The organism is Dactylosporangium sucinum (assembly GCF_014647515.1).
GTDB classification, from domain to species: domain Bacteria; phylum Actinomycetota; class Actinomycetes; order Mycobacteriales; family Micromonosporaceae; genus Dactylosporangium; species Dactylosporangium sucinum.
Window position 1 is genome coordinate 39,962 of the sequence record NZ_BMPI01000020.1, and the last position, 20,387, is coordinate 60,348.

Here is a 20,387-nt window from a genome sequence, read left to right on the forward strand (position 1 = left end):
GGTCCAATCCGTGAGAATGTGTATGAAGCACCCGATGCCGTCCTGGATGTTTCGTTGTCTGTCTGCGATGTCACAGCGCCTCGATAATCTCCTCGACCCGGGCCGCGGCGGCCAGGAGGAGGTCGTCCTCGCCTTGAGCCGCTGCGAGCTGGATGCCCACGGGAAGGCCGTCTCCGCGCAGCGGCACGGTGATGGCCGGCGCTCCGAGATCGTTGAACAGCGCGGTGTACCAGATACTCCCGTCCAACCGGTCGACGGTTTCCCCGGTGCCGAGTGTCATCGATGTGTCCGTGACGAGCGGTGCCGTTGTCGGCGTCGTCGGCAAAAGGACCAGGTCGATCTCGTCCAGTAGTGCGGCGAACTCGAGTTTCAGGCGCTCCCTCTCTCGCAGCGCGGAGATGTAGCTGCCGGCGCCCATCTGCAGCCCGGTCTCTATGACGGCACGCGCTTCGGCGCCGTGGCGGGATAAGCCCTCATATTGGCCGGAATGGTAGGTGGCCGCCTCGGCGGCGGCGATGGCGTAGTGGCTGCGGAGTACCCGCCGCACGTCTGGGAGGTACGTGTTCTTGATCTCAACGCCCGCCGCGGACAGCGCGGCGGCCGTTCTGGTGAGTGCTTCGAGAACGGGAGGGGTGGCGTGGGACAGGTAGTCCGCGTCGGGCACACCGATCCGTAGCTCACCCAGGTGACGCGGCCAGTACCGGCGACGCGTCGGCGTCGCCGGGCGGTGGAGCGGCCGCGTGGTCCGGCATGCGTCGAAAACGGTCGCGATCATCCTGACGCCGCATCCAAGGAAGCCGACATGGTCGAGGCTCCATGACAGCGGGATCACACCGTCGACGGGCACCGCGCCGTAGGACGGTTTGAAACCGACCACACCGCAGTACGATGCCGGGATCCGGACGCTGCCACCGGTGTCGGTTCCGACAGCGACGCAGTATCGACCGGAAGCCACGGCCAAGGCGGCACCGCCGCTGGAACCGCCGACGGTGCGGCTCGGGTCGTAGGGGTTCACCATTCCGGGCCCCGATGTGGTGAACGCGAACTCGTCCAGCGTCGTCTTCATCGAGACGTCGGCTCCGGCTCTGCGCAGGCTGGCCACGGCGGCGGCATCAGTAGCCGACGGCGTGGTCGGTGTGGCCAGGGAACCGGCCCGGGTCGGCCAACCGGCGACGTCGATGTTGTCTTTCACCGGTATGGACAAGCCATCGAGCGGGCGTCGCGGTGACGGTGGCTTCGGTTGCTGGCCAGGCTCTGTGACGGACCCTGCCGGGTGGGCTACGAAGCCGGGCAGGTTTGCCCCGCCGGCGATCGCGCGATCGCGGTGAACGCAGTTGCAGCCCGGACTCTGCCGTACCGCGGACTTGGATTGGGGGGTGGACATGGCTAGACGCCGAGGAATCGGCTGACGAGTGCGGTGTTGGCGAGTTCGGGGGCGTCGCAGGTGTGGACGACTGTGCCTTTCTCGATGAATAGGCACCGTTGGGCGAAGCGCCTTGCCGCGTCGAGGTTCTGTTCGATGAGCAGTACGGCCATGCGGTGGTCGGTGGCCAGTGACTTGAGCCGGTCGGTGATGGCGGTGACGAGGTTGGGCTGGATGCCTTCGGATGGTTCGTCGAGGATCAGCACGGACGGCCGGCCGACGAGCGCCCGACCGATCGCGAGTTGTTGTTGCTCGCCCCCCGACAGGGTCCCCGCGGCTTGATTGCGGCGTTGGCGCAGGACCGGGAAGTAGTCGTAGATGTCATCGGAGATGGTCTTGGATTTGGGGCGGGAGCCGTGCAGGCCGATCCGGAGGTTCTCTTCGACTGTCAGGCGAGGGAAGAGTCCTCGGCCTTGTGGTACGTAGCCGATACCTGCCCAGGTTCGGCGATATGCGGGCAACGAGGTGATGTTCGCTCCGTCGAGATACACCGAACCGGATCCGGTGGGCAGCAAGCCGACGATCGTCTTGGCCAGGGTCGTCTTCCCCATACCGTTGCGGCCGAGCACGACGACACGTTCACCGGCCTGGACGCAGACGTCGACGCCGTTGAGTACTCTGACCCTGTTGTAGCCGGAGACGACGCGATCGACCCTAAGCATGGGTGTTCCTTCCGAGGTAGATGTCTCGCACGACCGCGTCGTCCTCGATGTCTTCCATCGTCCCCTGCCGGAGCACGGCGCCTTGGTGGAGCACGATGATGTGGCCGCCGAGGCTACGGATGAAGCTCATGTCGTGCTCGATGACCACGGCCGCGCAGTGGGCAGAGATCTCCTTGATCAGCCGCGCCGTGTGCTCCGACTCGTCCGGGCCGAGACCGGCGGCTGGTTCGTCGAGCAGTAGGAACTTTGGTCTGCCCAGGAACGCCATCCCGATTTCCAGCCACTGGCGCTCGCCGTGCGAGAGTTCGGCGGCCGGCCGCTGCTTCTTGCCGGAGAGCTGGAGCAGGTCGGTGACGTCGTCGATGGCCCAGCCGTCGCCGTCACCGGGCTCGTGACGCTGCCGAGGCGCCCGAGCAGCGACCTTGAGGTTGTCACCGACGCTCAGCCCGGGAAATACTGTGGGGACCTGGAACTTGCGGATGATGCCCATCCGGGCGATCGACACCGGCGACGCGCCGGTGATGTCGCGGCCCTGGAAGAGAACCCGCCCTTCGGTGGGCTTGACCAGGCCGCTGAACACATTGAAGACGGTAGTTTTGCCCGCTCCGTTGGGGCCGATCAACGAGCTGATTGGTGCGGCGCCGAACTCGACCGAGAGCCGGTTGAGGACGGTCAAGCCGCCGAACTTGACCGTCACGTTGTCAAGCCGCAGGGAGGACGATTGCTGCGCGGTCATCTGGCTTCCCGTTTGGTGGCGTAAGTGGTGAGTCGACGTCGTAGGTTGGTGAATGCGCCGATGATGCCGGCGGGGAAGAACAGCACGACGGCGACGAAGACGAGTCCCACGACGAGTGGCCACGACGACTGCAGCAGGGTGGAGGCCTGGTCGTTGAGGATCCGCATGAAGGCGGTCCCGATCAGGGCTCCGGCGATGTGGTTGCGTCCCCCGATCGCGACCCAGGTGAGGATCTCGATCGACAGCAGCGATCCGACCATGTCCGGGGCAGCGATGAGGCTGACCGAGGCGTAGGCGCCGCCGGCCAGTCCCGCGAGCGCGGCGGACAGGGTGAGCACCCCGGTGAGGTAGAGGGAGGTGTTGTAGCCAAGGAACTTCGCTCGATTCTCGTCTTCGCGGATGGCCTCCAGCACCAGCCCGAAGGAGCTGAACCGGACCAGCGTGGCGATGATCAGCCCGAGCAGGAGGAAAATCAGGGCACCGTAGTAGGGGCCCTGCCCGGTGCTGAAGTCGAGCTTGAACGCCCCGAACTGCAGGATGAGGCCGTTGATGCCGGTGAGTCCGGAGTCGCCGCCGGTGACTGACTGCCAGGAGATGGCGACCTGGTAGGTGATCAGGACGAACGCCAGGGTGACGATGCTGAAGTAGGCGCCGCGGACACCGCCGAAGAACAGGAAATAGCCCATCAACAACGCGATGGCACTGGGAATCAGCACCGCGACGCAGATAGCCAGCCAACCACCCGCACTGTCTCGGCTGCTGACATACCCATACGCGTAGGCTCCGATACCGAAGAACGCGGCTTGGCCGAAGCTCAGCTGTCCAGCCCGCCCCCACAACAACTGCAGACTGACCGCGACGAGGGCGAACGCGACGATCTGCGTCGCCAGGATGAGGTGGAACGCACCGATCAGCGACGGCAGCACCACCAATCCGACCGCCAGAACCCCGATCCCGCCAAACGCCCTGACCAGTCCTCGCTTGCCGCCCGCCGCCATGGCTGGGCCACGTTCGCTTGGGATAACTGCAGTCGGCGTTCTCATGCCACACGTACCTTCGGCTCGGACACGAGGCCCTGGGGACGGATACGGATGAGCATGATCGCCAGCACGAGCACGCCGGCGCGCGCCACGGTCTGCGGGATGTACTCACCCAGAAAGATCTCAAGGCCGCCCATGAACAGCGCACCCAACACCGCGCCCACCAGCCGGCCCGACCCGCCGATGATGACCGCGATAAAGGCCGGCCCGATATAGAAGGTGCCCATCTGCGGCAGGACGACGGCACTTGGGGCGACCAGGCACCCCGCGAGCGCTGCCAGAGCGGCACCCAGGCCGAACGCAAGCCGGTTGTACCGGCCGGCATGTACACCGCTGGTCAGCGCCGACTCACGGTTCTGCAGGATCGCCCGCACCACCAGGCCGAACGAACTGCGCGAGAAGAACGCGAGCGCGGCGCAGATCGCGACCACCGCCAGACCGATCACGACCAGCCGGAACACCGGATAGGTGTAGCCAAGGACATGCACCGTTCCATGGACCGGCGCGGCCACCGACCTCGGACCCACGCCGAACGTCAGCCGCAACAACTCCTGAATCACCAGTCCGAGACCAAGCGTGACCAAGATTGCGTCGAGCGGACGCTGCGTGAGCCGACTGATCAACGCCCACTCCAGCACCATCCCCACGACCAGGCCCACACCGCACGCCACGGGCAGAGCGCCCCAGTACGGCAAACCCAACTCGGTAAGCAACACCGCCGTGTAAGCGCCAATCGCAACAAGCTCACCATGCGCCATGTTGATCACGCCCAGCAGGCCATAGATCACGCCCAGCCCTAGCGCGACCACGGCGAGAACGCTGACCAGATAGGCGCTGTTCAAAACAATGGAAGAGACGATTTCCATATCGGGGGTGGAACCTCTCTGCGGCGCCACCGCATCGTGGCCGCGCGCTCGTTGTGCCCGCGTTTGCTGCGTTGCCGACGCCGAGCCGTTGACCTGGACCGACATCGTGGTCGGGTGACCGAAGTGCCGGTCCAGAGCCGGACGGCTCGTCGTCGACGCGAAGCAGCTCGATGTGTCTAGCCGAGGTTGCAGCCGGTCACGCGGGGCGTGACGTTCTGCTGGTCAGCGATGATTTTGATCTTGCCGGCCGGTTGGACCTCGGCGATGTAGTTGCTGGAGATGGTGTGCTGGGTGGCCGGGTCGATGGCGATGGAGCCACTGGGCGCCTCGAACTTGGCCTTGCCCAGCTGCGGCAGCCACTTCTCGGGCTCGGTCGCTCCGCCGGCGGCCTCGATAGCGCCCTTCAGCAGGTATACCGCGTTGTATGCCGCCTCGGCGATCGCGTCGATCGGTCCGTCACCGTACGCCGCCTTGTAGGCGGCGAGGAAGTCCTGGTTCTGCTTGCGGTCGATCGACATGAAGTACGCCTGTGACGTGATCGCGCCGACCCCGAGCCCGGGGTTCTCCTGGGCGTACAGGTCGTCGAAGTTGATCCCCGCCAGCCGCACTCCCTGCGGCTTGAACTGCTCCCACTGCTTGAGGAACGTCGTGAAATCGCCGCCGGCGAGCGTGGTCCAACAGATCTCGGGTTTGAGCGTCTCGAGCTTCTTGAACACCGGACCGAAGTCGTTGGTGCCGAACGGGTAGAAGTCCTTGGACAAGACCCTGCCACCCTCGGCGGCCACGAGCTTCTCCAACACCTCGGTCGTGCCCCGGGGCCAGATGTAGTCCGAGCCGATGACCGAGTAGCTCTTGCCCACGTTCTTGGTCAGCCACGGCACGAGCGGCTCGATCTGCTGGTTCGGGACCTGACCGGTGCAGATGAGGTACGGGTCGCACGCCTTGGCACCCGACGCCGCGCCCTCGTAGTAGGTCGTGTAGAGCAGCGGCACCTTGTGCTTCGGCAGCACGGTCAACGCCGCCTCCCGCTCCACACTGGTGATCAGACCCACCACCGCGACGACCTTGTCCTGCAACGCCAGCTTGTTCGCCTTCGCGATCGTGGTATTCGGGTTCGTCGCGTCGTCCTCCTTGACGAACGTGACCTTACGCCCGGCGATACCACCAGCCGCGTTGATCTGGTTGACCGCAAGCTCGAAACAATGGAACTGCGTCTCACCGAAAATCGTCGCGAGCCCCGTAAACGCCGTGATGAACCCGAGCTTGATCTCGCCCTTCTCCCCCGCGGAGGCGCCCGCTGGACCGTCGTCCTTGCCGCACCCCGCAAGGCCGCCGCCAAGCAACGCGGCCGCCCCGAACCCAAGACCGGCCTGCAGCATCCGCCGCCGACCCACCCGATACTCCGAACCGCTGCCTAGCTGCGGCGAATCCACCGTGCCATCACTCATTCGAACCACTCCACTCTGCTCATCTGAACGCTCTCGGCGAACGCGATAGCAAAAGCGCCTCGTCAACGACCGAGAACAAGGGTCGGGTTCCGTATCACCCACTTTTGATGCCATGTTTTGACCATCAACAAGGACTGGGCAGCCTGTAGCGCTGTCGCGCCACGAGCTGGGTCAGGTCCAGGTCTGCCGCGGATGATCAGCTTGCCGGAACGTTCCGGCATAGCCCAGATCGTGCGCCACCCGAGGCGGCGATGTCAAGGGGCCTTCGATGCCCAAGTCGCGGTCCGCAGATGCCGCGAAAGGCCGGGGAGCGCGAGACGCGACCAGGGCGCAAGCCATCGAGTGGGCCGAATCGGCCCTGCCCACGTGAACGCCGCCGAGCGCCGTTGATAGCCTCCGGACATGAGCCAGCGATCGGTCACCATTGTCGACCTTGCCGACAGTCTCGGCCTGTCAAAGACGACGGTCGCCGATGCTCTCAACGGCTCTGGGAGGGTCTCCGAGGCGACGCGGAGCAGGGTCCTCGAGGCCGCCCGCCAGCGGGGGTACATGGCGAATCGGGCGGCGCAACAGTTGCGGACGCGATCGGTGGGTGCGATCGGCCTGTACGTTCCGCCGCAAGTTCGCAACATGGCGTTCTACATGCCGTTCGCGTTCGGCGCGGCCGACGAGGCCTCACACCACGCGTGGGATCTCACGCTGATAACCCGCTGGCCGCAGAACGGCAAGTCCGCGCATCAGGTCGATGGTGTGATCGTCATCGACGCCTTGCCCGGCGACCCCGTCGTGAGGCGCCTCATCGACCTCCCGATTCCGATCGTAACGGCGGGCCGGAACGCCGACATCCCGCCGGATCGGCTCGCTGGCGTCATCGAGATCGAACACGAACGCAACTGCGGCATCATCCTCAACCGGCTCAAGGCCCTGGGGGCGAGTCACCCGGCCTTCGTGAGTCCGGTGGCCGGCGACGACCTGTCATGGTCGCGGCAGCTCCAGCGCGGCTACAAGTCCTGGTGTCGCCGGAACCGCAGTCGCCCCTGCCTGGTGACGACGCCGACGTTCCCGAGTACCGACGACGTAGCGGCAGCCGTGGCCCAGGTCCTCAGCGATCCCGACATCAACGCCGTCCTGTTCGCCTGGCAGGACATCGCCACCCGAGCCGCCATCCAGTTCGAGCATGTGCGGGCCGAGACCGGCCGTTCGGTTGCGCTGGCCTCGGTGGTGAGTTCGACGGATCACTTCAACGGCACGTACCTGACGGCCCTGGACCTGCGTCCTTATCCCTTCGGTCAGGCGGCGGCGAAGTTGCTCCACGAGGCGATCGCCGAGCCATCGGACCAGACCGTTTACCGAATCCACGAGCCGGAGCTGGTCGAACAGTAGCGTTCGGGCAGTGTTGGAAACGGTTGAAAGGGTGTGAAGCTGGCCGACCCGCGCACGTGCTCAGGCGGCTCCGAGGAGCCGGTGCGGTCGGTCACTGGCGCACCGGCCCGGAGCCGCCGTAGCGGCTGGTGACGAACTCGCTGAGACGCCGGACGATGTCCTCCAGCGTTCCGGCCGCATGATGGCCCGGGTCCCACGCGGCGAACAGCCGGATCTGCAACGGCCCGTGCGCGCTGTCCACCCGCAGGGGTACCAGGTCGAACCGCGGGTCGTCCGAGACCACCGCCACTCCACGGCCTGCTGCCGCCAGTGCCTGCGCCACCTGTGGGTTGCTGCACTCCAGCAGCGGGCCGCACGCGAGCTGTTCCGCCGTGAACGCCTCGTCCAGAATCTGCCTGGCCCGAAACGACCGGTCCAGCACGACCAGCGGCTCGACCGCGAGGTCCCCCAGCCGCACCCGCGCCCGTCCCGCCCACCGGTGTTCCGCGGGAACGTACGCGTACAGCGGCAACACAGCCACCGGCCGACTCATCAGCGGGCGCTGCGGTGCGTGCGTAACGATCGCCAGGTCTGTGCCCCGGCGCAAGGCGGCCGCCGCGGCTGGGCCGTCCGCCTCGACAACCGTGGGAATCGGATCGCGGGGACCGAACGTGGCCAGGAACGGGGCGATGACATCCGTGAGGGTCGTCGGCGGAGCCGCGATACCCAGCCGACCCATGCCGCCCGCGGCCAGATCGGCCGCCGCCCGGCGAGCCGACTCCGCCTGCCCAAGCACCTCCCGGGCCAGCGACAGGAACTCGCGCCCGGCCGCGGTGAGCTCAAGAGCACGACCCGGGCGGTGAAAGAGCCGCACCCCCAGTTCCCGCTCGAACTGCCGCAGCTGTCGCGACAGCGCCGGCTGCGTCACCCGCACCACGTCCGCCGCCGCGCTGAGCGACCCGCTCTCCGCCACCGCCACGAAGTACCGCAGCGTCCTCAACTCCATCCGCAAATCATGCCTGGCAGTAATAGGAACGCAAAGAAACCGGCATTAGACAGCAACAATTCCCGGACCCACCATGAACGCCGTGACCACCACCGACAGCATTGCGGCAAGCACCACAGACCTGCCCCAGCGGCGCCACCTCGCCACCACCATCCCCGGCCCCCGCTCTCAGCAGCTCATGGCCGCCAAGCAGACCGCTGTCGCCCTCGGTGTCGGCACCACGATGCCGGTCTTCGCCGCCCGTGCCGCCGGCGGAGTCGTCGAGGACGTCGACGGCAACGTCCTGATCGACCTCGGCTCCGGCATCGCCGTCACTACCGTCGGCTCCAGCGCCCCCCGCGTCGTCGACGCCGTCCGCGACCAGGTCGGCCGCTTCACCCACACGTGCTTCATGGTCACCCCCTATGAGTCGTACGTGCAGGTAGCGACCCGCCTCAACGCACTGGCGCCCGGCACGCACGAGAAGCGGACCGCGCTGTTCAACTCCGGCGCCGAGGCCGTCGAGAACGCAATCAAGATCGCTCGCGTACACACGGGGCGCCAGGCCGTCGTCGCGTTCGACCACGCCTACCACGGACGCACGAACCTCACCATGGCGCTGACCGCGAAGTCGATGCCGTACAAGCACGGATTCGGGCCGTTCGCCCCGGAGGTGTACCGCGCCCCGCTGTCCTACCCCTACCGCGACGGCGACATCGACGGTACCGCCGCCGCCCGCCGCGCGACGTCCCTCATCGAAAAGCAGGTCGGCGCCGACAACGTCGCCGCCGTCATTATCGAGCCCATCCAGGGCGAGGGCGGCTTCATCGTCCCGGCCGCCGGATTCCTGGCCGCGCTCGCCGCCTGGTGCCGCGACAACGGCGTCATCTTCATCGCCGACGAGGTCCAGACCGGGTTCGCCCGCACCGGTGCCATGTTCGCCTGCGAGCACGAGAACGTCGTCCCAGACCTGCTCGTCAGCGCCAAGGGGATCGCCGGTGGGCTGCCGCTGTCCGCCGTCACCGGCCGTGCCGACGTCATGGACGCCCCGCACGTCGGCGGCCTCGGCGGCACCTACGGCGGCAACCCTCTCGCCTGCGCCGCTGCCCTGGCCGTCATGGACACCATCGAAGCCGACGGCCTGATCGGGCGCGCCCGGCAGATCGAGACGCTCATGACCGGCCGGTTGCGCGACCTGCAGACGCGCCAGTCGCGGCTCGGCGACGTGCGCGGTCGCGGCGCCATGATCGCCGTCGAGATCGTCCACCCCGGCGGTACCGACCCGGACCCGGACACCACCAAGGCGGTCGCCGCGTTCGCGCATGCGCACGGCGTCATCGTCCTGACCTGTGGCACGCACGGCAACGTGCTGCGCTTCCTGCCGCCCCTGACCATCAGCGACGACCTGCTCCACGAGGCCCTCGACATCATCGAGGCCGCGTTCGACGCTACAGCCGGGGGCCACGCATGAGCACCGTGATCCCCGTACCCACCGCCGCGACACCACTGCAGGGCGCACGGGAACAGCTGGCCGAGGCATGCGCCGTTCTCGGCTACGACCAGGGCATGTACCAGATGCTGGCCAACCCGCGCAGGGAGGTCACCGTCAGCATTCCCCTGCGCCGCGACAACGGCACCGTGGAGCTGCTCACCGGCCACCGCGTCCAGCACAACTTCTCCCGCGGCCCGGCCAAGGGCGGCGTACGCTTCTCCCCCGCTGTCGACCTCGACGAGGTACGCGCGCTGGCGATGTGGATGACCTGGAAGTGCGCCCTGCTGGACGTTCCGTACGGCGGTGCCAAAGGCGGCGTACAAATCGACCCGCGCCAGTACTCCACCGCCGAGCTCGAGCGCGTCACCCGCCGCTACACCAGCGAGATCAGCCCCGTCATCGGGCCGGAGCGGGACATCCCCGCACCAGACATCGGCACCGACGAGCAGACCATGGCCTGGATGATGGACACGTTCAGCGTCGCCCGCGGGCACACCGTCACCGGTGTCGTCACCGGCAAGCCGATCAGCGTCGGCGGATCGCTGGGCCGCGCATCCGCCACCTCCCGCGGCGTCGTCCATGTTGCCCTCGATGCGCTCGCACACGCCGGCATCCCGGCCACTCGAGCCCGCGCCGCTGTGCAGGGCTACGGCAAGGTCGGCCGGGACGTAGCCACGTTCCTGGACGACGCCGGCGTGTGCGTGATCGCCGTCAGCGACCAGTACGGCGCCATCTACGCCAGCAACGGCTTGGACCTCAAGGCGCTGCGCCAGCACGTCGACGCCACCGGGCAGGTCCCCGGCTTCCCCGGCGGCGAGGCCCTCGACGGCGACAGCCTGCTTGAGCTCGATGTCGATCTGCTCGTGCCGGCCGCCGTGGAGAGCGTCATCCGCGCCGACAACGCCCCCCGGGTTCGCGCCCGAGTCATCGTCGAAGGCGCCAACGGTCCCACCACGCCGGCCGCCGACCGCATCCTGGCCGACAACCGCGTCCTCGTCGTGCCCGACATCCTCGCCAACGCCGGCGGCGTCATCGTGTCCTACTTCGAATGGGTTCAGGCCAACCAGGCGTACTGGTGGAGCGCGGATGACGTCGAGAGCCGCCTCGCGGACCGGATGCGCAACACATGGCGACGCGTCCTCGACCACGCGACCGCGAACCACCTGACCTTGCGCACCGCCGCCACCTGCCTCGCCGTCCAGAGCGTCGCCGAGGCCCACAAGATCCGAGGACTGTACCCGTGATCACCACAGCCGTCCGCGCCCTCGCCCCCGAGCTCGGCCTGTTCATCGGCGGTACCTGGACCGGCGCCGCCGCCACCTTCCTCGTCCTCGGCCCGGCCACCGGCAAGCCGCTCGCCTCCGTCGCCGACGGCAACGCCGCCGACGCCACCGCCAGCGCGGGACTGGCATGGGCAGCCACCCCGCCGCGGCAGCGCTCGCTGCCGTGGTTCGGCAGGAGATGTTCGGACCGGTCGCACCCGTGGTCACCCAGAGCGGCCTCGGACGCGAGGGCGCCCGCGCCGGCATCGAGGCATTCACCGAGACGCCTCAGCGTCGCCTGGCCTCGGGCCTGAGCCGCCGCGACACTCGAGAGCACCAGCCACAGGGAACCAGCAGCGCGGAAGTCAACGCAGCGCCCACGCCCGGGCGCGCACGACAGTACCCAGGAGAGGGAACGGATCGATGAGACGCGTCGTCGTGGTCGGGGGCGGCTACGCCGGATTAGCCGTCGCCCGACGTCTCTGCTGCACGCCCGGCCGCTTTGACGTCACCGTCGTGAACCCCCACGCGTACATGACCTACCAGCCCCTGCTGCCCGAGGCGGCCGCCGGTCTGGTCAACCCCTCCCACATCACGGTGCCACTGAAGTCCGCGCTGCGCCGGGCACGCGTGCTCACGGCCAGCATGACCGGCCTGGACCCGACGGCGAAACGGGTCCAGGCCACGGCCCCCGACGGGTCGGTCCACGAGTTGCCCTACGACGACCTCGTACTCGCCGTCGGGTCGATCACCCGCACCTTTCCTGTGCCGGGGCTGGTGGAGCACGCCATCGGGTTCCGCACGGTCGAAGAGGCCATGCACCTGGCGAACCGGGTCCTGTCCCGCCTCGACCACGCCGAGTCCGCCCTGTGCGCGCAACGGCGCACCCGCATGCTCACCTTCGTGTTCATCGGCGGTGGCTACGCCGGCGTCGAAGCACTCGCAGAAGTCGAGGACCTGGTCCGGCGAACCCTGCCCAACTATTCGGGGCTGCGTCGCGACGAATGCCGATGGGTACTCGTCGAGGCGGGTCCACGCATCCTGTCCCAGCTCCCCGAGCGTCTGGCCATCTACGCGACCGACCACCTGCGCGCACGAGGCATCCAGATCCGCACCGGCACCCGGTTGCTCCAGGTGACCGACGGAGTCTGCCACCTCAGCGACGGCACCACCATCGAGTCCGACACCATCGTGTGGACCGCCGGAGTAGTCGCACCGCCGCTGCTGCGCGACCTGCCATTACCGCTGGACGAGGCAGGCCGTGTCCGAGCCGACGAGCAGTTGCGCGTTCCCGGAGTCCACGCCGTGTGGGCACTCGGAGACTGCGCTGCCGTTCCCGACATCCACACCGGCGGCACGTGCCCGCCCACCGCGCAGCATGCCGTTCGGCAGGCGCGGCGTCTCGCCAAGAACCTGGCGGCTGCCGCAGCCGGCAGGCCCGGACGCCCGTACCGCCACCGGGACGCCGGCGCAGTCGCATCACTCGGCTCCGGAAAGGGCGTCGCCGAACTGTACGGGATGCCGCTGCGCGGCTGGCCCGCATGGGCGCTCCACCGCATGTACCACGGCAGCCGGCTGCCCAACCGGCGATTACGGATGATGGTCAACTTCGGCTGGCTGTTCCACCCCCTGGCCGCCGGACGCGCCGCCCTGCACGCACTGGAGGACCCCCGCGAACCGCTTCGCGCAGCCGACCGCGCCCAGCGCCGCGCCGGCTGACAGACCGAGCTGAACAAACCTGCCCCAGCTCGGCGACGATCACCACCGCACCGAACGGCTCCGACAGCAGGTACCTTTCGACGCGTCCCCCGGCCCGGCCGTCGACACCGCAACGGCCTATCACTCTCGGCGCGGCACCGGCCGGTAGTTCATGGGGGGCTCGCCCCGAAAATGAGCGGCGTCACATCGCTCCCCCGCCCCGCAAAGAGCAGCACGCGGCCTCCGTGCACCACGCGATGCTCCCGGCAGCTCAGCGACGCCGCGCACTCGACGGTGTCAGGTCGCGCCGACACCGGATGGGGCACGCTTCCGGACGCCCGCATCGCTGCGTGCCCGACCGCTTGTCGTCACCTGGAGCACCGGCTGCGGGGGCACCGACGATCTGCATACCTCGCCGGCAGGTGATTAGCGGGCCGCGATGCGGGAAGTTCAGCTTCGTGACCGGGACGCAGCCGCCGGGCTACCTGCCGATCGCCGAGCACGGACTGATCGGCGACCTGCGCACCGTGGCCCTGGTCGGCACCGACGGCACCATCGACTGGTACTGCTGCCCGCGCTTCGACGCCCCGAGCGTGTTCGCATCCATCCTCGACGCCGAGCGGGGCGGTTCGTTCCAGCTGGCCGCCGAGGTACCGGCCAAGACCAAGCAGTTCTACTTCCCCGACACCAACGTGCTGATGACGCGGTTCTTCACGGAGGACGGCGTCGGCGAGATCCAGGACTTCATGCCGATCGCCGGCGAGTCGGGCGTTCGGCATCGGCTCATCCGGCGCATCGTGTGCGTGCGCGGCTCGGTGCCCTTCCGGGCGAGGGTCGCGCCCCGCTTCGACTACGCCCGGCAGCCGCACACCGTCCGGCGGCACGGCGACCACATCGTCTTCGAGTCCCCGGACCTCTCCCTCGCGTTGACCGCCACGGTGACGGTCGAGCCCGACGGCCCGGACGTGACGGCGTCGTTCAAGCTCCTGGAGGGGGAGTCGGCGGTGTTCGCGCTCGACCGGGTCGGCGACGACGTCGCGCCCCGCGGCTGCCCGCATGCCGAGGCCGAGCAGGAGTTCGCAGACACGGTGGCGTTCTGGCGGCGGTGGCTGTCCGCGTCGCGGTACCGCGGCCGGTGGCGCGAGACGGTGCACCGCTCGGCGCTGACCCTCAAGCTGCTCACCTACGCGCCGACCGGGGCTATCGTGGCCGCGCCCACGACCAGCCTGCCCGAGCAGATCGGCGGCGAACGCAACTGGGACTACCGGTACGTGTGGATCCGCGATGCCGCGTTCTGCGTCTACGCGTTGCTGCGCCTGGGCTTCACCGGCGAGGCCGAGGCCTTCATGCGGTTTCTCGCCGACCGGTGCACCCTGCGCACCGGCGGCGACGGCGGGCCGCTGCAGGTCATGTACGGCATCGACGGCCGCAGCGAGCTGCCCGAGCAGGAGCTCGGCCACCTGGACGGGTACCGGGGCTCCGGCCCGGTGCGCATCGGCAACGACGCCGCCCGCCAGCTCCAGCTCGACATCTACGGCGCGCTCATCGACTCGATCTACCTGTACGACAAGTGGGGCCAGCCCATCTCCAGCGACCGCTGGGACACGGTCTGCGAGCTGGTGGACTGGGTCTGCGACCACTGGAACCAGCCGGACGAGGGCATCTGGGAGACGCGTGGCGGGCGCAAGCACTTCCTGTACTCGCGGCTGATGTGCTGGGTGGCGATCGAACGCGCGATACGCATGGCCAACCACCGCGGCCTGCCGGCCGACATGCCGCACTGGACGCGGTCCCGCGACGCGATCTACCGGCAGATCGTGCGCCACGGCTGGTCCGCCGCCCGGGATGCGTTCGTCCAGTACCGGTCCGGCGACGTGCTCGACGCCGCGGTCCTGATGATGCCCCTGACCAAGTTCATCTCACCGACCGACCCGAAGTGGCTGGCCACACTCGACGCGCTCGCCGCTGACCTGGTCTCCGACTCGCTGGTGTACCGCTACGACCCCGAGGCCAGCCCGGACGGCCTGCGCGGCGCGGAGGGCACCTTCTCGATCTGTTCCTTCTGGTACGTCGAGGCGCTCGCCCGCGCCGGCCGGCTCGACGAGGCGCGGCTGGCCTTCGAGAAGATGCTCACCTACGCCAACCATCTGGGCCTCTACGCCGAGCAGATCAGCCGCACCGGTGAACAGCAGGGCAACTTCCCGCAGGCGTTCACCCACTTCGCGCTCATCAGCGCCGCATTCAACCTCGACCGCGCCCTCGGCTGACGTGACCCGAGCTGGCCTTCCGGCCCTACACCCGGAGATCGGCCTCCGGCGGCCAGGGCAGCCCGCCCTGGACCCGACGCTCCGAGGTGCCGGCCGTGTGGTTGCGGTCCGGCATGGCCTCCGGCCGCGCACCGAAGGCAGCCAGCACGCGCCCGCGCAGGACGGTGCTGCAGAGGTTGGGTGGACCGAACGTGTCGGTTCGCGCCGTGCCGGAAACTGCCCGTCGATTGGGTCTGGATGATCGGCCGCACGGTCGTTGGAAGCGGCGCGCGTGCATGGTGGGATTGGCCAATGTCGACTGCCGGCGGGTTCAAGTACGCTGCGTTCATCTCCTACAGCCGGGCCGCCGACGGTCGGCTGGCGCCCGCACTGCAGACGGCGTTGCAGCGGTTCGGCAAGTCATGGCTGCAGCGGCGAGCCCTACGGGTGTTCCGCGACGACGCGAACCTCTCTGCGAACCCGGCCCTTTGGTCGTCGATCCAGACCGCGCTTGAGGAGTCGGCATTTTTCGTACTGCTCGCGTCGCCAGAGTCGGCCCGATCACCGTGGGTGGTTAGGGAGGTCGAGCACTGGCTGGCGAGCCGTGGCCCGGACAGCCTGCTCGTCGCCGTCACCGACGGCGATCTGCAGTGGGATTCCTTCACCGGTCAATTCGATCCTACGATGACGAACTGCCTGCCGGCCGTCCTGCATGGCGCCTTCCCCGATGAGCCGCGTTGGGTGGATCTGCGTGCTTTCCGCGCTCAGGAGCAGGTCTCGACCCGGGCACCACTCTTTCGCGACCGGGTTGCCGACCTCGCGGCGCCACTACACGGCCGTGACAAGGATGATCTGATCGGGGAGGATCTGCGGCAGTTCCGCCGCGGCCGGCGGTGGGCCATCGCCGCGGTGGCGAGTCTGGCCGCGCTGACGGTGGTCGCCGCCGGCGCCTCGGTCGTTGCGGTGCAGCGCGCCGCCGAGGCGATCGAGCAGCGAACCGAGGCAAAGCGGCAGCGTGACGACGCCGTCTACCACCGGGTGCTGGCTGAGGCGGACCATCTGCTGACCAGCGACGCTTCGCTGGCGGCGCAACTCGACCTCGTGGCGCACCGGATGCGCTCCGACGACGCCACGTACTCCCGCCTCGTCGCCGCCGGAGCCGGGCCGCTGTCGGTGCCGCTGGCAGGACATACCGCCGCGGTCGTGTCGGTGGCGTTCAGCCCTGACGGCCGCACCTTGGCCTCGTCCGGTCTCGAATCGACGGTGCGCCTGTGGCAGATTCCCGCGACGACGGGTCCGGTGACCTCCGAGGAATCGTCCATCACCGGCCACAAGGGCCGAGTGACCACGGCGTTCAGCCCGGATGGGCGGTACCTCGCCACTGGTGACAGCGCCGGTCTGGTCCGCCTGTGGACCCGGTCGAGCAACCGGTGGGAAGCCGCCGGCGAACCGATCCAGGCGCACGACGGCGTCGTCGGTGTGGTGGCGTTCAGCCCGGCTGGCCCGGTGCTGGCAAGCGCGGGCACGGACGGGACCGTACGGCTGTGGGATGTGGCCGACCCGGCTCGTTTGCGCCAGGTGGGAGCACCGCTCACCGGCCATGAGGGCCGGGTATTGGCGGTGGCGTTCGATCCAAAAGGCACGGTGCTGGCCAGCGCGGGTGAGGATGGTGTCGTCCGGTTCTGGAACGTGAGCGACCCGGCGCGGTCGGCTTTGCTGGCCGTCACACCAGTCGGTCACGAGGCTGCCATCGGTTCCCTGGCCTACGCCCCGGATGGCAGGACCGTGGCCAGCGCGGGCAATGACGGCGATGTGCGGCTGTGGAACGTCGCCGATGCCGCCCACCCGATCGCCGGCCGGGTGCTGAACGGACACAACGGCAGTATCACAGCGGTGGCGTACAGCCCCGACGGCCGGATCGTCGCCACCGCCGGGTACGATCGCGACATCCGGCTGTGGAACGTCACCGATCCCAGTCGTGCCATCCCGCTTGGCAAACCCTTGACCGGTCACAGCAATGTCGTGACCGACCTGGCTTTCAGCCCGGACGGGCATCGGTTGGCAAGCTCATCGCAGGATCGCATGGTTCGGCTGTGGACCGTGCCATATCTGACGGGTCACGCCGACACGGTCCTCGCGGCGGCGTTCAGCCCCGCGTCCGGCCTGCTCGCGACGGCGAGCGCTGACACAACGATCCGGCTGTGGAGCCTCACCGACCCGGACCGGCCCGCGGTCGTGGGCGGACCGCTGACTGGTCACCAGGAAGCGGTCAACGCTATCGCCTTCACGGCAGACGGCCGTGTCCTGGTTAGTGGTGGCGACGACGGTACCTTCATCCTGTGGAACCTCGCCGACCCTTCCAGTCCGGTGCCTTTCGCCGCGCCGGTGCCCGCGCACGACGGCGTCTCCAACCTTGTCCTCCGGCCGGATGGGCGAGTCTTGGCGACCGCCGGGGCTGACCAACGGATCCAGCTGTGGGACGTCGCTGACCCGGCCCACCCGCAACCGGTCGGCGCACCGCTCGCCGGACACACCGCGCCTGTCCGCGGGCTCGCGTTCAGCCCCGACGGGCGTGTTCTGGCCAGCAGCGGCAACTCCCCCGACAACTCGGTCCGGCTGTGGGACGTGGCCGATCCGCGCCAGGGCCGAGCTATCGGCGGACCGCTTACGGGCCATGCCAACACCGTCAGCTGGGTAGCCTTCAGCCCGGACGGCCGCGTGCTGTCCAGCGTCGGGACCGATCAAGCCGTACGGCTGTGGGCAGTGGCCGACCCGGCGCATGCTACGGCCTCGGGAGAGCCGGGCTTCGGCCACACCAACGAGGTCTACACCGTCGCGTACCATCCAGACGGCCACACGGTGGCCACGGCTGGGCAGGACGGCACGATCCGGCTCTGGCACACCGCCGATCATTCCCTGGCACCGCTCGGGGAGCCCTTGCCCGCCGATGCGGCGGGGGGTACCGCGTTCGCGACATACGCGAACGACGCGGTGTTGGTCAGCGCAGGGGCGGACCGGGTGGTGCGCCTGTGGCCAATGCGCGCCGCCGACGCGATCCGCCGCATCTGCGAAAGCACCGCGGAGCTCACGGCTGAGCAGTGGCGCCAGTACGTCGGTGTGGAGGTCCCATATACGCCGCCCTGCGATTGACCAACCCATCCCTGGGCGCACGCAGCGGCCGAACGGACGATGCGCCCCACCCGCTTCGCGGAGTCATTCCAGACTCTTCACGCAAGGGTCCGGCATCACGGCGGGTCCTCGCCGGCGCTGCCGACCAGTCGGCCGGCGCAACCGCTCACTGCCGCGATTGGCGCGGGTCCTCTAGCCTGAGACCGGTCACCGGACGTGGATTCCGGTCCGGCCCGGGAGATGGAGCGCAGCATGCCGACAACGACAGGGTTGGCGAAGCGGGTGCGGGAACGGGCCCTGCCGGTCGCCCGGATCGGGTTTGCGGCGACGGTGGTGCTCGCCGTCGTGCTGGGGTTCTGGGGCCTTGAGTGGCATTCGCGCAGTGCCACCTACAGTCTCGGGCGCGGTTTCTGGAACATCGCCTACTACGACCTGCAGTTGTTTGTCTTGGGATCGGCACCGCTGGACAGTGCAGGGCCGTTTCCCTGGCCGCTGCAGGTGGCCCGGTTCCTCGCGCCGGCGGCGACCATCTACGCATTGTTCGAGGCCGGCAGGGCCATGTTCGCCAGCGAATGGCAACGCCAGTGGCAGCGGCGGATGACCGGACACGCGATCGTCGTGGGTGAGACGCCGATCGCCGACGCGATGGTCGACGGGCTGCGGCGCAACGGGCGTGCGGTGCTTCGTACCGCCGCCGGGGACGCCGCGTCGCTGCGGGACGCGGGCATCGCCGGCGCCAGGTTCGTCTACACCTGCGCCGACGACCACAACGACAGCAGCGTCAACGTGTTGGCCGCCGCGGTCGCCCGGCAGCAGCAGCGCACCAAGAAGGCCGGCGACCTCAACGTGTACGCGCACGTCAGCGACCCCACGTACGCGCTCGGGCTGCGCGCACGGCATCTCAGCCAACCGATGACCGGCGCGGACTTCTTCAACATCGACGAGCTCGCCGCCCGAGAGCTGGTATGGAGCGACCGCGATTCGTTTCAGACCGGCAACCCGCTCGTCGTGATCGCGGGGCTCGGCCCGTTCGGGCAGTCCGTCATCGTCGAGCTGGCACGGATGTGGCAGGTCTCGGCGCGGGCGCACGAGAAGCTCACCATCATGCTGGTGGACCCCGACGCCGCGGCCATCGAGCAGCAGCTGCGCCAGCGCTGGGCGGCGGTCGCCGAGACGTGTGACCTGACGCCGTTCGCCGACCTGGCCAGCGCGTTCGATACGCCGATCGTGCCGACCCCGCATCGGGTGTACCTGTGCTATCAGGCAGAAGAGGAATCGGTACGGGCGGCGCTCACGATGGCGGCGCTGTGGCAGGGCGGCAAGCAATCGGTCGTGCTGCGGCTGGACCGGCTGGCGGGCCTCGCGGACGTGTTCGGCGGCAGCGCGAACAGTCTGCTCGACGACGTCGAGAGCCGGCTGCGCCCGGTCTGCGTCGGCCGGCTCGTCGTCGCTGCCGACCCGAGCCGTGCGGACCGGATCCACGACGACATCTACGAGCGCCTGGCGCAGCTCATCCACCACAACTATCTGCGGCGGGAGGTGGACAAGGGCAACGCCATGGGGACCGCCGCCGCGATGGTGAGGTGGGAGAACCTCGCCGATGACTACAAGGAGGCCAACCGTGAGCAGGCCCGCGACATCGGCAAGAAGCTCACCTCCGTCGGCTGCACGGTGGCGCCTCGCAGTGGCACCGGGGTCGACCTCGGCGCCGATCCGCTTTTCGAGGAGCTCGCCAAGGACGAGCACAAGCGATGGATGGATGAGCGCATCGCGCAGAAGTGGACCTGGGGCCCGAAACGGGACAACGACGCCAAACACCACCCGAGCCTCGTCGACTGGGACGAACTGCCCGAGGCGGAGAAGGACAAGGACCGGGCCGCGGTGCGGGACATCGGCATCGTGCTCGCCGACTGCGGGCTGCAGATCGTCCGGCTGAACGATACGGAATCACCGGTCTAGTCGGTGCGCGACGGCTGGCCCGAAGGAGGAACCCATCTCCGTAGCGATCAGTTAAGGTCCGCACCATCGACGTGGGGCG

The 20,387-nt window shown here is 68.6% G+C and carries 15 protein-coding genes; 8 read left to right on the forward strand and 7 right to left on the reverse strand.

Going from position 1 to position 20,387, the window contains the following annotated elements:
- Positions 1 to 70: 70 nt before the first annotated feature.
- The 6 genes from IEZ31_RS21325 to IEZ31_RS21350 form a co-directional block, all read right to left on the reverse strand.
- Complete coding sequence (locus IEZ31_RS21325; protein WP_268241679.1) at positions 71 to 1,384, reverse strand: amidase; 1,314 nt, start codon at positions 1,382 to 1,384, stop codon at positions 71 to 73.
- Between the two features lie 2 nt (positions 1,385 to 1,386).
- On the reverse strand, positions 1,387 to 2,085 hold the full coding sequence (locus IEZ31_RS21330) for an ABC transporter ATP-binding protein (protein WP_190251683.1): 699 nt from the start codon (positions 2,083 to 2,085) through the stop codon (positions 1,387 to 1,389).
- Positions 2,078 to 2,821 carry an ATP-binding cassette domain-containing protein gene (locus tag IEZ31_RS21335; RefSeq protein WP_190251684.1) on the reverse strand — a complete coding sequence of 248 codons (744 nt, stop codon included), beginning with the start codon at positions 2,819 to 2,821 and terminating at the stop codon, positions 2,078 to 2,080. Before IEZ31_RS21335 ends, IEZ31_RS21330 begins: the two co-directional genes overlap by 8 nt.
- Positions 2,818 to 3,819: a branched-chain amino acid ABC transporter permease gene (locus IEZ31_RS21340; protein WP_190251685.1), complete on the reverse strand. Its 1,002-nt coding sequence runs from the start codon at positions 3,817 to 3,819 to the stop codon at positions 2,818 to 2,820. The genes IEZ31_RS21335 and IEZ31_RS21340 overlap by 4 nt, the downstream gene beginning before the upstream one ends.
- 41 nt (positions 3,820 to 3,860) lie before the next feature.
- Complete coding sequence (locus IEZ31_RS21345; protein ID WP_190251686.1) at positions 3,861 to 4,832, reverse strand: branched-chain amino acid ABC transporter permease; 972 nt, start codon at positions 4,830 to 4,832, stop codon at positions 3,861 to 3,863.
- A 71-nt stretch (positions 4,833 to 4,903) separates the two neighbouring features.
- Positions 4,904 to 6,241 (reverse strand): substrate-binding protein, encoded by a 1,338-nt coding sequence (locus tag IEZ31_RS21350; protein WP_190251687.1) that lies wholly within the window; start codon positions 6,239 to 6,241, stop codon positions 4,904 to 4,906.
- Positions 6,242 to 6,577: 336 nt separating this feature from the next.
- Between IEZ31_RS21350 and IEZ31_RS21355 the strand changes: the two genes are divergently transcribed.
- Entirely contained in the window at positions 6,578 to 7,558 is a 981-nt protein-coding gene (locus IEZ31_RS21355; protein ID WP_190251688.1) for a LacI family DNA-binding transcriptional regulator, read from the forward strand.
- Positions 7,559 to 7,649: 91 nt separating this feature from the next.
- Here the strand turns inward: IEZ31_RS21355 and IEZ31_RS21360 are convergent, their stop codons facing one another.
- Complete coding sequence (locus IEZ31_RS21360) at positions 7,650 to 8,543, reverse strand: LysR family transcriptional regulator (RefSeq protein ID WP_190251689.1); 894 nt, start codon at positions 8,541 to 8,543, stop codon at positions 7,650 to 7,652.
- Positions 8,544 to 8,664: 121 nt separating this feature from the next.
- Here IEZ31_RS21360 and gabT point away from each other — a divergent pair, with 121 nt between their 5' ends.
- The 7 genes from gabT to IEZ31_RS21395 all read left to right on the forward strand — a co-directional run bounded on the left by gabT (position 8,665) and on the right by IEZ31_RS21395 (position 20,308).
- Positions 8,665 to 9,993, forward strand: a complete 1,329-nt coding sequence (gene gabT, locus IEZ31_RS21365) for a 4-aminobutyrate--2-oxoglutarate transaminase (RefSeq protein ID WP_268241681.1) — start codon at positions 8,665 to 8,667, stop codon at positions 9,991 to 9,993.
- Positions 9,990 to 11,258: a Glu/Leu/Phe/Val family dehydrogenase gene (locus IEZ31_RS21370; RefSeq protein ID WP_190251691.1), complete on the forward strand. Its 1,269-nt coding sequence runs from the start codon at positions 9,990 to 9,992 to the stop codon at positions 11,256 to 11,258. The genes gabT and IEZ31_RS21370 overlap by 4 nt, the downstream gene beginning before the upstream one ends.
- Positions 11,255 to 11,590, forward strand: a complete 336-nt coding sequence (locus tag IEZ31_RS21375; RefSeq protein WP_190251692.1) for a hypothetical protein — start codon at positions 11,255 to 11,257, stop codon at positions 11,588 to 11,590. The genes IEZ31_RS21370 and IEZ31_RS21375 overlap by 4 nt, the downstream gene beginning before the upstream one ends.
- Before the next feature lie 109 nt (positions 11,591 to 11,699).
- The gene (locus tag IEZ31_RS21380; protein ID WP_190251693.1) at positions 11,700 to 12,995 is read left to right on the forward strand and encodes an NAD(P)/FAD-dependent oxidoreductase; all 1,296 of its coding nucleotides are present in this window, start codon (positions 11,700 to 11,702) and stop codon (positions 12,993 to 12,995) included.
- Between the two features lie 437 nt (positions 12,996 to 13,432).
- The gene (locus IEZ31_RS21385) at positions 13,433 to 15,241 is read left to right on the forward strand and encodes a glycoside hydrolase family 15 protein (protein ID WP_229835700.1); all 1,809 of its coding nucleotides are present in this window, start codon (positions 13,433 to 13,435) and stop codon (positions 15,239 to 15,241) included.
- A 291-nt stretch (positions 15,242 to 15,532) separates the two neighbouring features.
- Positions 15,533 to 18,370, forward strand: a complete 2,838-nt coding sequence (locus IEZ31_RS21390) for a toll/interleukin-1 receptor domain-containing protein (protein WP_190251695.1) — start codon at positions 15,533 to 15,535, stop codon at positions 18,368 to 18,370.
- A gap of 231 nt (positions 18,371 to 18,601) precedes the next feature.
- Positions 18,602 to 20,308 (forward strand): RyR domain-containing protein, encoded by a 1,707-nt coding sequence (locus IEZ31_RS21395; RefSeq protein WP_190251696.1) that lies wholly within the window; start codon positions 18,602 to 18,604, stop codon positions 20,306 to 20,308.
- Positions 20,309 to 20,387: the final 79 nt, after the last annotated feature.

Excerpts from the sequence above, each read along its gene's own strand:
- IEZ31_RS21325 (WP_268241679.1), bottom strand. The coding sequence starts at position 1,384 with ATGTCCACCCCCCAATCCAAGTCCGCGGTACGGCAGAGTCCGGGCTGC.
- IEZ31_RS21370 (WP_190251691.1), top strand. The coding sequence starts at position 9,990 with ATGAGCACCGTGATCCCCGTACCCACCGCCGCGACACCACTGCAGGGC.
- IEZ31_RS21380 (WP_190251693.1), top strand. The coding sequence starts at position 11,700 with ATGAGACGCGTCGTCGTGGTCGGGGGCGGCTACGCCGGATTAGCCGTC.
- IEZ31_RS21340 (WP_190251685.1), bottom strand. The coding sequence starts at position 3,819 with ATGGCGGCGGGCGGCAAGCGAGGACTGGTCAGGGCGTTTGGCGGGATC.
- IEZ31_RS21395 (WP_190251696.1), top strand. The coding sequence starts at position 18,602 with ATGCCGACAACGACAGGGTTGGCGAAGCGGGTGCGGGAACGGGCCCTG.
- IEZ31_RS21360 (WP_190251689.1), bottom strand. The coding sequence starts at position 8,543 with ATGGAGTTGAGGACGCTGCGGTACTTCGTGGCGGTGGCGGAGAGCGGG.
- IEZ31_RS21335 (WP_190251684.1), bottom strand. The coding sequence starts at position 2,821 with ATGACCGCGCAGCAATCGTCCTCCCTGCGGCTTGACAACGTGACGGTC.
- IEZ31_RS21390 (WP_190251695.1), top strand. The coding sequence starts at position 15,533 with ATGTCGACTGCCGGCGGGTTCAAGTACGCTGCGTTCATCTCCTACAGC.
- IEZ31_RS21355 (WP_190251688.1), top strand. The coding sequence starts at position 6,578 with ATGAGCCAGCGATCGGTCACCATTGTCGACCTTGCCGACAGTCTCGGC.
- IEZ31_RS21345 (WP_190251686.1), bottom strand. The coding sequence starts at position 4,832 with ATGTCGGTCCAGGTCAACGGCTCGGCGTCGGCAACGCAGCAAACGCGG.
- IEZ31_RS21330 (WP_190251683.1), bottom strand. The coding sequence starts at position 2,085 with ATGCTTAGGGTCGATCGCGTCGTCTCCGGCTACAACAGGGTCAGAGTA.